The sequence below is a fragment of the Yersinia sp. Marseille-Q5920 genome, assembly GCF_946902935.1.
GTDB lineage: Bacteria > Pseudomonadota > Gammaproteobacteria > Enterobacterales > Enterobacteriaceae > Yersinia > Yersinia rochesterensis.
The window spans coordinates 25,915-40,465 of the sequence record NZ_CAMPQA010000001.1 but is presented as its reverse complement, the minus strand read 5'-3'; the positions used below and the strand labels follow the sequence as shown (position 1 = coordinate 40,465).

The following is a 14,551-nucleotide window of genomic DNA, read 5'->3' as shown; positions in this document are numbered from 1 at the left end:
AATGATGATTGAGAGCAACCCGCTGTATAGCACCATGATGCTGCTCAAGCGCGATATGGTGCGTGACCTGATGATCGGCATGCCCGGTAAAGTCATTAGTTATAACGCCGATTTGCAACGCGCAGTGGTGGAGTGCGGCATTCAACGTCATATCGGTGACGGCCAATTTAAGACACTCCCCGTTATCGAACATGTGCCGGTGCAATTTTCTGGTAGTGCCGAATGGACGGTTTTTCATGAATTGCCGCCAGGTACCGAGGGCTATATTCATTTTAGCCAACGTTCTATCGACAATTGGCTCAGTCAGGGCTTGCCGACCGAGGGAATTGGTTTAAGTAACAAAAGTGGCGGGGTGCGTATTCACCTCACTGATAGTGGAATGACTTTGACTGCTGGCAGTACTACATTGGCGCTTACCGAATCTGGCATGAGCTATAGCGGCCCAGAGTTTACCAATGATGGGCAAACCACCCTTAATGGCCGCACTAAGGTTACCCAAGGTGGCTTGGCGATTGGCGAGCTGGAAGTTGGCGACCACGATCACGGCGGCGTACAACACGGCAATGATCGCACTGATGGGCCGCAATAACCTCATTATCCTGATTGAATCCTACCTATTATCGCCCTGGCTTATGCTGGGGCTTTTTGTTTCCGGAGGCACTGTGATCCGCAATTTCCAAGATGGCGACATTGTTACCCACGGCAGCCAGTTTGCTAACAGTAAAGAAGAAACCCGGCAAGCCATTATCTGTTGTCTGCGGTTATTTCTTGGCGAGTATTTTCTTGATGCCACGGAGGGAACACCGTGGTTCCAAAGCATATTGGGCAAAACCTCACGCGATATTGCCGAAGCCAATATTAAACAGCGCTTATTAGCGGCCAAAGGCGTGCTGACTATTAACCGCTTTGAAATGGATCTCGATATGAAGAATCGCAAAATTACGATATTTGCCGCGGTGATTGATATTAATAACGATGCATTTGATTTTTTGTTCACTGAGGATCTTGTCTGATGGCAATCATTAATCGTGACGGAGCCAGCGGTACCACACTGAGTGAATATCTGGATACTATGCGCCAGCGCTATCTTGCTATTGATGATGGCTGGAATATTAATCCAGAATCACCAGATGGTCTGGCAATAGCGGTCTGGTGTGAGGCATTAGCCAATCTGGATGAAGCAGTTATTAATGCCTATCACGCCGCTGATCCCAATTCAGCAATTGACCAGCAATTAGACCGCATTGCCGCATTTGCCGGAATCAAGCGCAAAAGCGCGACCTATTCAACGGCTACCGTTAATTTTCACGGTATCGCTTTTACTCCGATTAATGCTGGGACACTAATCAGAAATAGGGCGACTAATACCTTATGGGCGACCGATGGTGATGTTGTTACTGACGCGGCAGGGAATGCGACAGTGAATGCCACTTGTACGCTGGCAGGTGCGCAGGGGGCCAATAGTAATAATCTAACCATTATCGCCACACCGATCGGCGGCATTACAGCGGTGACAAATAACACTGCAGCTTCAATGGGGTTGGATAAAGAAACCAATAACGCATTTCGCATTCGGCGCAATGAATCAGTGGCACTACCTGGCTCTAACCAGATTGATAATATTTATGCTGCGCTGGTGAATATTGATGATGTTAAACGAGCACGGATTTATGAAAATTTTGAGGATCAAGCCGACGAGAATGGGGTACTCGGTCACTCAATGGCGATATTTGTTGATGGCGGTAGCATCGAGGATGTTATTAACAGCATTGCCATCAATAAAAGCCCCGGTTGTGGGTTAAACCGTTATAACACTTTCCCCAATAAAATCTCGTTGGATACTGTTACCCCAAAAGGTAACCCGATCACCGTAACCTTTTTTCGGCCTCAACTGATACCAATTTATGTACGGGTAGAGATCGCCAGTAATAGCGAATTTATTAACGAAGAGATAAAACAGGCGATTGTGGAGTACAGCATTACCGGCTTTGATCAAACCAATGGTTTTTCTAAGTTGGGCTTTAAAATTGGTGAAAGTATTGGGGCTGGTCGCTTATTTACCCCGGTCAATTATTTGGTGGCCGGTAATGGTTTTGTGAATGATATCACTGTAGGTACCTCTGTTAATGAGGTCAACAAAAGTGCGGTGAGGATTGAATTTAACCAATTAGGCATATTGAGTGCTGAGAATATCGAGGTGGTCTATGTATAACCACCGTAAAAAAGCGCTATCACGGATTTACCTACAATATAAAAACGCGCCGAAATTAGTGGAGTGGATAAATACCTTACCGGATATCATCCAATCCTCTCTTGAGGAGCAGATCAACAAAATCAATAATCTGCTGGATATAGATAATGCTGAGGGTGACCAGCTGGATATTTGTGGCCGTATTGCCGGATTTACTGGGCGGCCACTTATCCGTAGTGATTACTTATCCATATTTGCTTATAACGGTACCGGCGGCGCACAGCCTTATAATGTCGCGCCATATAAAGCGCCCCATGAGCAAATCGGCAAAGTACCGGTATCGGATTATCTCTATCGCATATTAATCAAAGCCAAGATCCAGAAAAACAACACCAATGCCACATTGGATGAAATCAAAACTGCCGTTGATTACATTCTTGATGTCAATTCTACCATCATTGATGGGCAGGATATGACCATGAAAACTATCTGGGTCGATAAGCAGATCCCTGCCAATATCTTAGTGCTTATTCAACTATTTGATTTAATCCCCAGACCACAAGGCGTCAAAGCCAGCTTGATTCGCTTTAACCATCATCCCTTTGCCTATAAAGGCACATTCGACGCCCAGCCATACGGCGAGGGCGCTTATATCTAATTGGAGCCAATATATGGCAAGAAAAGACAGCTTTAATCAGCCGTGGGCCAGTGTGCCCGCGCAATTTGAACGCCCCGGCGATGGTCTGATTGCTCGTGGTTGGGCTGGGGGCGCATCAGAAGACCCTCCAGAAGCCAAATGGGAAAACTGGTGGCATAACCGGGTAGATTTAGCCTTACAGGAATTGCAAAACCTTGGGCAGTTAATTTGGTTTGTTGATGCCCCATACAAGGCGGGTGCGAGGGTCAATTATGGCGGCAATAGCTTTATCGCATTATCAAATAATACCGGCGTGGAGCCAACCGGATTATTAGATGTTGGGGTATGGCGTAAAGAGAGTACAAAAACATATCTACAAACCGCCAACAACTTAAGTGAAATAAAAGCGGCAGGCCCCGTAGCCGTTGCACAAGCTATCGACAACCTTGGGTTAACTGATACTGCCGCCACTGCTGCCGGTGCGTTGCAGAAAACTCAAAATCTAAGTGATGTTGCGAACAAAGCAACAGCACTGGCCAATCTTGGGGCGTTACCGGCAAATGGCACTGCCGCTGCAGCGACAAAGCTTGCTACACCACGCACTATTGCGGGTAAGTCATTTGACGGCACAGCAAACATACTTATTGGGGCAGGGGATGTTGGAGCATTGCCGTCTAATGGCACCGCTGTTTCTGCAACAAAGCTGGCTAATGCGCGAACGATAGCGGGTAAGTCATTCGATGGAACCGCGAATATATCAATTGGCGCGACGGATGTTGGGGCGCTGCCCACATCGGGGGGAGCACTGACCAATGCGCTCAGTATTAATACGGGCGGGCGAGGTTTGGCACTGATAGCACCAGATGACAGTGAAACGCTTTATATACAAGGTATTTCTGGAACAGCGCCCGCAGTGCCGCGGTGGTATCTAGGAAACGCGCTTAGTGATAATTCAAGAGTAGACCTTAATAACTATAAAACGGGAGCTAGCTTTCAACTCGGTGATGATGCTTATATTACAAAACCACTCAGAATTAACGGGTCAATAACGTCCGGTGTCACAATTTATGGCACCAATGGCGATATTAACGGAGCGGTGTGGGGTGGCGGGTTGCTATCAACGTACATCAACGCGATGCGTAGTACATCGTCAATGGTCGCGCATAATGGGTGGTGGCGTGATCCAGTGTCGAAAATGATTATTCAGTGGTGTACCGGCCCCGGCGTTGTAAATGAAACAAAGAACGTGGTGACTAACTTCCCAATCCCTTTCCCGTCCGCGTGTTTGATTGCGAATGTATCAACAAAAAACCCCGCCCAGGATACAAATAGTGATTTGTTTTTTCAAGTTGCAAGCTGGGATAAAAATTCCGCAGTGTGCATATTGCAAATGCCAGGGAGCGCAACATCTGGTGCAGCTCTTTACCCGATCGTCATTGCGATCGGTTTTTAATTGGAGACAACTATGTATCATTTTTCAGCCACAACTCTTAGTTTTTACCCCGCAGAGCTATTAGATGTTTATGCCGAAGCTGGGACATTACCGGATGATTTGATAGAGATTGGCGATGATATTTATAGCGAATTTGCCAATGAAGCCCCTGTGGGGAAAATGCGTGGTGCGGATCAAAAGGGAAAACCGGTGTGGGTGAATGTTCCTGTGCCTACTGTCACCGCTGATGATATTGCAGCAACAGCCCGCAGCTATCGTGATGCATTTATCAAAGCTACAGACTCAATGATGGTCGGTGACTATTCAATTGATGATAATCCGCTGACGGATGCGCAGCGCAGTGAGTTAATTGTCATTCGTGCCTCTTATCGCTCGTGGCCAACATTGACCAACTGGCCATTAATCGAGTTGCCGGAGTTGCCGCAGTGGCTTCTGATTGAGGCTGTGAATCAGGGGTACCGTACACCTGTATGGCCGGTAAAGGAATAGCAGTATGTAGTAGAGCCGGGCTTAATTGTCCGGCATGTTGTAAATTGTGTGAACTTACGCCGCTTATTAAAAACTTTAATCAATTTATATCTGAAAAGTATTTTTTATAGGCACCAGTTTCAATAAATCGTTTGGCAGCCATCAATGAACCATCGACAGAAATATGTGCACCATCAAGAGAATAGGGAATTTCTATTCCGTTGTAATCATATGAGTCACTTTCATTAAATAGGTAATTTTTCTTGATGAAATTTATGTACCCATCTTTTTCTAATTGCGAGAAGATGATATCCATCTTTTGGGTGTCATCATCTTTTTTATTGGAATTACCTTTTAATTTAAACGGTAAATCATTGACTCCCGCAGCGATAAAATTAGCAAAAACATTGATGTCGTATTGTGTTGGGGATGCCATTACATACACTTTCACCCCTTTAGATTTGGCATATTTAATTACATCAACAATTTCATTTTGATAACCTTTGCGATATAAATCAAACCAGATGCCAGAAAATATAACGAAATCATATTTTGAAATATTATCTTTTAGATATTCTCTATTTAACAGGCACTGTTTATAGGCCACTCGTGTTTTAGTGCCATTGGTTGAATCCGTTAAGCTCGGGAAACACCAGTTAGTGGTGACGGAATCTACTGATATACCGAGTTTCTTCGCGACTTCATCGACGAAGGGTTCATAATGCCCGGCAAAAGAGTCACCAAAAAGCAGACCTTTTGGCTTCAATGACTTAACCCCCAGTTTGCACACTGATTTTTCCATTGAGATGATGGGGTCGGACTCACCGTCAACATTATAAAAACAATAACCATTATCTCGGTTTGGCATTACATGAAATGATTGTATTTTTGCATAAAGCTCAACGGTTTCTTTATCTGCCATAATGTCGCGATCGAGCGTACTGTGCCTAACTGTCAGTGCCAGCATACCAACGACCAGTGTACACAGTGATATATAGGCCAGGTTAGAGGTGGTGGATAATTTGGCGAAAACTTTCCGTGATGGATTTTCCACCAACTTAAGGGATAATTCACCTAATATCACGGTAGCAACTAAAGCCAGCAGCACCCATTTATAGTTACTGAGTAAACTTAAATAAGTTAATGCGACGACAATAGGCCAATGCCATAAATAGATAGAATAGGAACTGGCCCCCAACTTTTGAGCGATAATATTAGCGGTGAAAATTGATTTTTGCCGCGCAGAAATCAGTACCAACACCGCACCGGCTACCGGTAATAGCGCATTTGAACCGGGCCAAACAATTGATGAGTTAAATAGCACAATTGACGCAGCGATAAATACTATACCGATAACTTCTGTATATCTCGCCAGAGTCTCCGGCATGACCTTTCTACGTGTTACCCACCAAGCCATCCCCCCAGCCAGCATTTCCCACATTCTGGTTGGCAGAAGGTAAAACGCCGCTGACGGCCAGCGTTGTGAAGCATAGATAGAAAGGCACAGTGATAGAAATCCTAGTGCGAATAAGGCAAATTTAACCGCCTTGTAATTGATGAACTTCCACAGCACAAAAATGATAATAGGCAGAATAATATAAAACTGCCACTCCACAGAAAGTGACCAGGTATGTAACAACCACTTTTCATGTGAGGATGCATCGAAATAACCCGATTCACGCCAAAATTTAATATTCGATATAAAAAAGAGTGTATTTACAACATGGGTTGCTAGCAATTTATAATTCTGTTCAGGCAGCCAGAACCAACCAAAAATTAATAGAGCAAAACATAGTACCAAAAGCATGGGAATAATTCTTCGCGCTCTGGCCAGATAAAACTGTAAGAATGAAAAATTGCCTGACTCCATGCCAGAAACGATGATCCGGGTCATTAAAAAGCCGGAGATAACAAAGAAGATATCAACGCCGACAAACCCACCCGCGAACCCTGGCACACCAAAATGGTACAGAACAACGGCAATAACCGCCCATGCTCTAAGACCATTGATATCATTACGAAATTTATTAGATGCTATTTTTTGCGTTGGAGTTGTTGCTAACATTAAGATGGCTGCCTGCTGTTAAATTTTTCAAAAAACATCCATGTTTGAATGATGCTATTCTAACAGTTGTATCGATTGATCAATAGGCTGTAATGGTTATATGATTTTTCGGTGAGGAAGTTAAAAAGCAGGATGTAGGTATACAAAAAGTATAGTGTGCTGATATTCCTCTGTCCTGATTTGTGAAGAGCGGTTCTATGGAGATAGAAGTGTTGAGTAGTGAAAATAATGGGCCCGACCATCATTAATGCTACGAAATTTTTACGAATGATTCCGAATTAATTGATAACCATATGAATTTAAAGGATGGAATTGAAAGGTAAATCAAGGTGTTTTATTGGAGGGATTAATGGTAACTGATTGATTTAAAACTAAATTATTGATTTTAATCTGAAATAGGAATCGTATTCGGTCTTTTTTTAACTTGTTGATTTTAATGGTGAATTTTTAGTGAAAACGAAAATACACGAAAATTACACGAAATCTGATATTCGGTCTTTTATAGCATCACGTATAGCGTTTAGCTTCTTTATCACAAACGTCTGCATGACCATCAAGAGTTCTGATAAATGACATAGTGGCGTCGAATTTATCTTCAAGCATTCCACCAAGGCCGTCTAAGGTGTCTTTTACCCGTGTGGCATTACGTCAGCACATATCGCCAGTTAGTCAGATATTGGCTAACCGGTGCCGCCGCTGCCCGTCGGTTGTATCGCCATGTATCGGTAAACAAAGCCATACGCGATGCTATGGAAGCCAGAGAGAAACGGACGCATATCACGCAGGATGCCGTTTTAAATTGGTGGTGGGATATTGCCACGGCCAACGCCAATGAAATTTCAGAGTTTCGTCGTTTATGTTGTCGTTACTGCTGGGGGATTGAAAATAAATACCAGTGGATTAACGAGCAGGAATATCAGGAAGAGTCGGAGAAAAGAACCAATAACGGCAAACCTGCGCCACTGGATGATGGCGGTTACGGTTTTGACAGTACGCTCGATCCTAATCCAGATTGCCCACGTTGTAATGGTGAGGGGCAAGGCAGGGCGCATTTTCATGATTCGCGGGATTTATCGATTTCGGCACGCCGCCTTTATGCCGGTGTTAAACAAGGCAAGTTTGGTTTAGAAGTCATTACCCGTAATCAGGACGACGCCTTAAAAATGGTTGGGCAGCATTTGGGTATGCTGAAAAATAAAACTGAAATCAGCGGCCCTGATGGTGGTGCCATTAACCAGGTGAATTACACGCCAGAAGATTATGCGAAGGCGCAGCAGATGTTAGAGGGTAAATTGCCGGGGTTGGATTGAATACTGACAATCAGACGCGCTTGCCAGCTTCACTGTAGGCTTCTTCACGATCCCGTTTACCCACGGCAACCACAAAAACCGTGATTTTTTCGTCTTGCACCTGATAAATCAGGCGGTATCCGGCGCTGCGTAGTTTTATTTTGTAACAATCAGGTAAGTCGCGCAGTTTATTGGCTTCAACGCGTGGATTTTTAATCACTTCGAGCAACTTTTTCTTAAATTGCTGGCGTACGGTATCGCCGAGCTTATGCCATTCCTTTAGCGCCCGGCGATCAAAATCAAGATTATAAGTCATCCAGTGACACCCTGACCGGTTGTGGATTGGCTAAACGTTCTCTGACTACGGCGACCAGTGCTTGATCTTCATCGGTCAGCAACACGGATTTAAAGGGCAGTTTGCCACTTTGTGCCACATATTCCAGTGTCTGGCGCAGCAAATCAGAGGGGGTGACCCCCAGCTTTTCCAGTACCGCATAAGAACGATCTTTTAAGTCATCATCAATGCGAATATTAATGTTACCCATCTTTGAACCTCACTTATGTAATGACATCTGTAATTACAAATGTCATTTTGTCCCTATCGGGAAAAAAGTGCAAGGGGAATAATGGCGATAAATCACCCAACCATGGCGCGATAGCAGGATCACCACATGAGCGATATTCTCGAATGGGAAAATCTGGATTTCCCGTCGCGTGTCGCCCTGAAATCCCGATCGGAAAAGTCTTTTCTTAATTTCACCCGTATTTGGTTTGAGCTGTTGCAGAGTGACCGGTTATTGGTGAACTGGCATCATAAAATGATGGCCAGCAAAGCTGGATGATTTGGTCAATAACCTACGCGCCCGGCAAGTTCGACTATGGCCTCATCACGTCTGCTGTTGGTTTTGATATAGCGCGGTGCGCAACTGGGCAAACATTTCGCACTTTGGGAGTAAGGTTGGCAATTAGACCAGCCAATGAATTTCCGGCTTTATTAAGGTGCTTGGGATAATATTTTACTTAAATAGCCGTGTATTGGTTTTTGGGAAAAAGGTGAAAATTGTCTCTTGAACAGAACACTGTATCAAGAGACAATCTTTATATTTAGCTATTCGGCAGTATTATTAATACAATGACTGAAGAATATGATTTGCTGCTTCCACTCGGACAGGATTAGGGTAATTTTTATTAGCTAACATCACTATTCCGATCTTCTTCTCTGGAATAAAAGCAATATATGCGCCAAAACCATTAGTACTACCCGTTTTGTGTACCCAAGATGCTGGAACAGCAGAATATGGAGGCATCAATGCGTTAATTTTATGAGGTTGCAAGGCAATTTCATTGCTACTGGAAGCAATGACTTCTTGTGAATTAATAGGCCAGTCATACATTTCCCATCCCAGTCCTTGGAACATGTTCCCTGATCGGTAATAACGTGATTGGGCGGCGATGATGGCTTTCTTTAATTTATCATTATCAGCCAGAAGTTTTTCAGGCTCAATATTTGCCTGCATAAACTTTACCATATCTTGTGCAGTAGATTTTACTCCGTAGGCTTCAGCCGCCAGTACCCCTGGAGTGACACGAACCGGTTGACCGTCTTTATATCCCCACGCGTAGTCTGATTGCATGTAATCGGGAATAGTTATAAAGGTGTGTGTTAACTTTAAAGGTTGAAAAACATTTTGGGTCATATAGTCTTCAAACGACAAATTGCTTTTTTTCACTGCCAGTGTGCCGAATAATCCAATACTGGCGTTGGAGTAGTTTCGCATCACACCGGGTGCCCACTGTGGCTGCCATTGCTGGTAGTATTGCCACAATAGTTTCATGCTAGTGACAGAATCAGGAACTTGAAGAGGCAGACCACCTGCGGTATATGTCGCCAAGTTCAGCATGCTAATATCTTTCCACTGAAGGCCAGTTAGTTCTGGGCTATATTTTGTTGCAGAATCACTTAGGTTAAGAATACCTGTTTGCTCAGCATATCCACCGACTACCCCAGTGAAAGTTTTACTGACTGAGCCAAGTTCGAATAAGGTATTTTCCGTTACTGGGCGGCGATTTTTTATATCGGCAAAGCCATAGTTAAAGAACAAGGGTTTGCCGTCATAAAACACAGCAACGGCCATGCCGGAAATATCCTGTTTTTCAATTAATGGAGTCAGGGTGTTATTGACAATAGTCGCTATCTGCTGTTGTGTGAGAATCTTTTGTTCAGATGCATAAAGAGGCGATGCTGCAAGAGTGGTAAAAATAAGAGAACTGATAATCGAGGTTTTCATTGTGAAGATATCTTCCATGGGTTATTAAATGGCAAACAGTCACTTCTGTCCGTAACTAGTTTAGCTTGTATATTATAACGCACTGTACGCCGTTGACCACTGGTCAGAAAAAGAATAACTGAATTCAAGTTACCACGTAATGGATGCGTTGTTAGCGCCAACCTTTAAGGACTATCTGTGATGTTGGTATTACTCCGCTGTCTCCCAGCTAAGCAGTCTTGTAGAATTTGTAACGTATCGTGGTATAGTCCGATTTTTATGGAAAATTATGCTGACTAACTCATCCATTCGTCTTAACAAATACATTAGCGAGAGCGGTGTCTGCTCGCGCCGCGATGCTGATCGTTACATCGAACAAGGAAATGTTTTTATTAATGGCAAGCGGGCTGCGGTTGGCGATCAGGTATATGTCGGGGATGTGGTGAAAGTTAATGGCCAACTTATCGAACCGCGTGACGAAAACGACTTAGTATTGATCGCATTAAATAAACCAGTTGGCATCATAAGCACCACGGAGGATGGTGAATCCGATAACATCGTTGATTTCGTTAACCATAGTAAACGCGTTTTTCCTATCGGGCGTCTCGATAAAGACTCGCAAGGATTGATCTTCCTGACGAATCACGGCGATTTAGTCAACAAGATCCTGCGCGCTGGGAATGATCACGAAAAAGAATACGTGGTGACGGTTAATAAACCGGTGACTGACGAGTTTATTCTCGGCTTGGGTGCGGGTGTGCCGATGTTGGGAACTGTGACCAAAAAATGTAAAGTGAAAAAAGAAGCCGCCTTTGTGTTTAGCATCACATTAGTGCAGGGTCTTAATCGCCAAATCCGCCGTATGTGTAAGCATTTCGGTTATGAAGTGACCAAGCTTGAGCGCACCCGTATTATGAACGTCAATCTGAAAGGCTTGCCGCAAGGCGAGTGGAGAGATTTGACCGACGATGAACTGACAGAATTATTCAAGCTGATTGAGAATTCGTCGTCTGATGAAAAACCGTCAAAAAAGCCGAAAGTTAAAGTTGCTGCAGATAAAAAAACCGTCATTGTCCGAGCTAAAAACACTGAGAAATCAGAAGGTAACTCTGCTGCCCGTAAGCGTTTCACTCAACCAGGACGTAAGAAGAAAGGGCGCTAATTACGCGTGATTTTTACTCTCCTTGTGGTTAATTAATCGTATTTTTTGTGAACCTAATGGCGTTGTATTTTATAACAACGCCAAATTTTGAGTTATTTTTAGTCGGGCGCTTAATTAAATCAACTTAATGGGATAAACATAGGGAGTAATAAAGACAACTTAATTACGATAGCATTGGCTATATCCAGGAAGAATGCCCCGACCATCGGAACAATAAGAAAGGCTACGTGAGATGGCCCGAAACGATCGGTAACCGCCTGCATATTGGCAATTGCCGTGGGTGTAGCACCTAAACCTAAACCACAATGCCCGGCGGCAAGAACCGCAGCATCGTAATTTTTCCCCATAACCCGGTAAGTTACAAATATTGCGTATAATACCATCAGCAGTGTTTGCGCCAGTAAAATAGCCAACATTGGGAGGGCCAGTGAGGCTAACTCCCATAACTTTAAGCTCATCAACGCTATTGCCAGAAAAAGGGAAAGACTGACGTTACCCAATATAGAGACTGCACGGTCAAATACCTGATAAAACCGAGTGTAAGCGAGTATATTACTGAGAATAACCCCAACAAACAGGACATAAACAAATACAGGTAATTCAAATACTGATCCCGCCAGCAGTTCTCTAATATAGCCACCGACCATCAGACAAATGGTAATCATGGCGATGGTTTCGACCAAAACCAATGAGGTGATCATTCGCCCTGACTGAGGTTTTTCGAAAGTTGTCGGTTGCAACGCATCCTCTGGTCTTCCATTAGGTGTCGCAGAATGTTTAATTAGATAAAGTGCAACAGGCCCGGCGATTAACCCACCTAATACCAAACCAAAGGTCGCGCAGGCCATCGCAACTTCAGTAGCATTAACTAACCCATAATTCTTAACAAACACACTGCTCCAGGCGGCCCCAGTACCATGTCCGCCAGACAGAGTAATAGTCCCGGTCAATAATCCCATTAAAGGTTCCAGCCCGAGCATTTTAGCCATACCAATGCCAATTGTATTTTGTAATAACAACAGACCAATAACGACGACGATAAATTTTATTAATACCTTTCCACCCGCCCTTAAACTGGCGAGATTAGCGTTAAGACCAATTGAGGCAAAAAAGGTCAACATCAATGGGTCACGTAATGACGTATCAAAGTGAGCTTCCCAACTTGTGGTTTGGTGTATAAGTAGAAATATTAATGCAACCAGTAAGCCGCCAGCGATGGGGTCAGGAATGGCATATTTTTGTAATAAAGGAATTTTTTTGACGCACTGCCTTCCTAGTAATAGAACCAGGCTTGCAGCGACGAGTGTGCTATAAGCATCGAATTGGAGCATTTTTGGAATCCTTTATATGTAAAAGCAATAACCCGTTATTTACGGTGTTCTTTACACATATTCAGATATCGCATGAAGGATGATTCATTGTAAATCTCCTGGTGAACGGATGTTTACTCATTGTTATGGCCTATTTTTTGATAAGTGTTTATATGCCATAATTTAATACTCATATTGCCTTTGATACTTAATTAAAGCGTAGCAGGACTTTCTATTTGATTACTCCTGTCGCAATAATTTTTTTTCGCATAACAGACTGTTTACACAATGAAGAGAGCACGCGGGGTTATGACTGTTGGGAGAGTTAAATTTAGGCAGTAAAACTAACTCTACATGTATTACTCAGATTTATCACTATCAGAGTGGCGGTAGACTTCACCACAAATCAATACTACATCGGGTCTTCTTTGATGAAGACGAGCAGCTACAGCCATACACTCATGGCGTGTTGCGTAAATATCGTCAGTGACGGGCAGAGCCTCGCAAGCATCCATTCCGCAGGTGCTAACCAGTAAAGCAAATCCTATGAGCATATATTCTCCTTATTTATAGGATTTATATGAGTATAGCGTATTTACAGAAGAGGTCGCACACTCGTTTTTATCGAGGCAATAGGCGTTTCCTTGGGAGATGAAAAATCAACCAAATTTGGTAATAGCCACTCCAGCCATAATAATGGCACTGGCTATAAGCCGTAACACCGAGGGTTTTTCTTTTAACATCCAGATAGAAATAATCATTGCAAAGAGGACACTCGTTTCGCGGAGTGCGGCTACCAAGGCAATTGGCGTACTTTTCATGGCCCAAATGACAATGCCATAAGCCAGTAATTGCATGGCCCCCCCGATGATGCCGTGACGCCAATGTTGTCGGATTTCACGAAAAACCACATTGCGATGCAGAACCCAAAGTAGCCCAAACATGGTCATGCCATTGAACATAAATAGCCATAAAATATAACTGAGCGGTTCAATACTGGCACGGCTTCCTGCTCCATCGGATAGGGTATAACAGGCGGTAAATACCGCAGTTGTTAATGCGTAGAGGATGGCCCTGAGATTAAGTTTATTTGGGCCATGGCGACCATCAAATGTCATCATGATGACCCCAGAAACCAAAATAACGGCCCCTAATAAAGCCATTGTTCGTGGGATTTCAGACAAAATTAACCACGACAGCAGGGCGCTTAATAATGGTGCCACACCGCGGGCAATCGGATAAATTTGCCCAAACTCTGCTTGCTCGTAGGCTTTACTGAGAAAGAGGCAATAGCCGGTGTGAAAAGCGACAGACAGGAGTAACCAAGGGATCGCGCTAAGTGAGGGTAAACCAACAAAGAAAATACCAAAAAATGAGATGACACCGGAAAAAAAAGCCATTACCGAAATGGCCACTAAACGGTCAGCACCAAATTTGACTAAAGCATTCCAGCTAGCATGCAATAACGCCGCACCCAATACCGCAATAAATATTTCCGTGCTCATCCCATCCCCTTATTTAGGCGTATTAGTTTACCTTGGATGGCTTTGTTTGGCATGAAAATTAGTGGTGTAAAATCAAATAGGATTTTTAACATTAGGATTAGAGGCGTTTAAGATTTAATGAAAAGGAGTATATATGCCGAGCATCCTCGATATAAAAAGGTATTGAAAATGAGACTGAATAGCGTTGCGGCTAGTGCTTCCTAA

The 14,551-nt window shown here is 43.6% G+C and carries 15 protein-coding genes and 1 pseudogene; 9 read left to right on the top strand and 7 right to left on the bottom strand.

Annotated elements, in window-relative coordinates; genetic code table 11:
* The first annotated feature begins 1 nt into the window (after position 1).
* The 6 genes from OVO64_RS00210 to OVO64_RS00185 are packed head-to-tail and all read left to right on the top strand — an operon-like array spanning position 2 to position 4,770.
* Positions 2 to 589, top strand: coding sequence for a Gp138 family membrane-puncturing spike protein (locus OVO64_RS00210; RefSeq protein WP_267248498.1), 588 nt, complete (start codon positions 2 to 4; stop codon positions 587 to 589).
* Positions 501 to 1,013, top strand: coding sequence for a hypothetical protein (locus OVO64_RS00205; RefSeq protein WP_267248606.1), 513 nt, complete (start codon positions 501 to 503; stop codon positions 1,011 to 1,013). Before OVO64_RS00210 ends, OVO64_RS00205 begins: the two co-directional genes overlap by 89 nt.
* Complete coding sequence (locus OVO64_RS00200; RefSeq protein ID WP_145510124.1) at positions 1,013 to 2,212, top strand: baseplate J/gp47 family protein; 1,200 nt, start codon at positions 1,013 to 1,015, stop codon at positions 2,210 to 2,212. Before OVO64_RS00205 ends, OVO64_RS00200 begins: the two co-directional genes overlap by 1 nt.
* Positions 2,205 to 2,849 carry a DUF2612 domain-containing protein gene (locus OVO64_RS00195; RefSeq protein ID WP_145510123.1) on the top strand — a complete coding sequence of 215 codons (645 nt, stop codon included), beginning with the start codon at positions 2,205 to 2,207 and terminating at the stop codon, positions 2,847 to 2,849. Before OVO64_RS00200 ends, OVO64_RS00195 begins: the two co-directional genes overlap by 8 nt.
* Positions 2,850 to 2,862: 13 nt before the next feature.
* Complete coding sequence (locus tag OVO64_RS00190; RefSeq protein ID WP_145510122.1) at positions 2,863 to 4,281, top strand: hypothetical protein; 1,419 nt, start codon at positions 2,863 to 2,865, stop codon at positions 4,279 to 4,281.
* A gap of 12 nt (positions 4,282 to 4,293) precedes the next feature.
* Positions 4,294 to 4,770, top strand: coding sequence for a tail fiber assembly protein (locus tag OVO64_RS00185; RefSeq protein ID WP_145510121.1), 477 nt, complete (start codon positions 4,294 to 4,296; stop codon positions 4,768 to 4,770).
* Between the two features lie 79 nt (positions 4,771 to 4,849).
* On the opposite strand, the gene OVO64_RS00180 is transcribed toward OVO64_RS00185, so the two are convergent.
* Complete coding sequence (locus OVO64_RS00180) at positions 4,850 to 6,814, bottom strand: acyltransferase family protein (RefSeq protein WP_267248497.1); 1,965 nt, start codon at positions 6,812 to 6,814, stop codon at positions 4,850 to 4,852.
* A 683-nt stretch (positions 6,815 to 7,497) separates the two neighbouring features.
* Between OVO64_RS00180 and OVO64_RS00175 the strand changes: the two are divergent.
* Positions 7,498 to 8,124 (top strand): annotated as a pseudogene (locus OVO64_RS00175) (terminase small subunit); the annotation flags it as partial.
* Between the two features lie 10 nt (positions 8,125 to 8,134).
* Here OVO64_RS00175 and OVO64_RS00170 read toward each other — a convergent pair.
* Both OVO64_RS00170 and OVO64_RS00165 read right to left on the bottom strand, forming a co-directional pair.
* On the bottom strand, positions 8,135 to 8,419 hold the full coding sequence (locus OVO64_RS00170) for a type II toxin-antitoxin system RelE family toxin (RefSeq protein ID WP_012105238.1): 285 nt from the start codon (positions 8,417 to 8,419) through the stop codon (positions 8,135 to 8,137).
* Positions 8,409 to 8,648: a type II toxin-antitoxin system RelB/DinJ family antitoxin gene (locus tag OVO64_RS00165; RefSeq protein WP_012105237.1), complete on the bottom strand. Its 240-nt coding sequence runs from the start codon at positions 8,646 to 8,648 to the stop codon at positions 8,409 to 8,411. Before OVO64_RS00165 ends, OVO64_RS00170 begins: the two co-directional genes overlap by 11 nt.
* Positions 8,649 to 8,774: 126 nt before the next feature.
* Here OVO64_RS00165 and OVO64_RS00160 point away from each other — a divergent pair, with 126 nt between their 5' ends.
* Positions 8,775 to 8,945 (top strand): hypothetical protein, encoded by a 171-nt coding sequence (locus OVO64_RS00160; protein WP_187142909.1) that lies wholly within the window; start codon positions 8,775 to 8,777, stop codon positions 8,943 to 8,945.
* A 282-nt stretch (positions 8,946 to 9,227) separates the two neighbouring features.
* Here the strand turns inward: OVO64_RS00160 and ampC are convergent, their stop codons facing one another.
* Positions 9,228 to 10,391: a class C beta-lactamase gene (gene ampC / locus OVO64_RS00155; protein WP_267248496.1), complete on the bottom strand. Its 1,164-nt coding sequence runs from the start codon at positions 10,389 to 10,391 to the stop codon at positions 9,228 to 9,230.
* 268 nt (positions 10,392 to 10,659) lie between these two features.
* Between ampC and rluF the strand changes: the two genes are divergently transcribed.
* A complete protein-coding gene (gene rluF, locus OVO64_RS00150; RefSeq protein WP_038632453.1) occupies positions 10,660 to 11,532 on the top strand; it encodes a 23S rRNA pseudouridine(2604) synthase RluF in 873 nt (290 codons plus the stop codon).
* Between the two features lie 119 nt (positions 11,533 to 11,651).
* Here the strand turns inward: rluF and gltS are convergent, their stop codons facing one another.
* The 3 genes from gltS to OVO64_RS00135 form a co-directional block, all read right to left on the bottom strand.
* The gene (gene gltS, locus OVO64_RS00145) at positions 11,652 to 12,863 is read right to left on the bottom strand and encodes a sodium/glutamate symporter (RefSeq protein ID WP_145587013.1); all 1,212 of its coding nucleotides are present in this window, start codon (positions 12,861 to 12,863) and stop codon (positions 11,652 to 11,654) included.
* Positions 12,864 to 13,201: 338 nt separating this feature from the next.
* Complete coding sequence (locus OVO64_RS00140) at positions 13,202 to 13,396, bottom strand: hypothetical protein (RefSeq protein ID WP_038632469.1); 195 nt, start codon at positions 13,394 to 13,396, stop codon at positions 13,202 to 13,204.
* A gap of 105 nt (positions 13,397 to 13,501) precedes the next feature.
* Positions 13,502 to 14,347, bottom strand: a complete 846-nt coding sequence (locus OVO64_RS00135) for a DMT family transporter (RefSeq protein ID WP_038632471.1) — start codon at positions 14,345 to 14,347, stop codon at positions 13,502 to 13,504.
* Between the last annotated feature and the right edge of the window lie 204 nt (positions 14,348 to 14,551).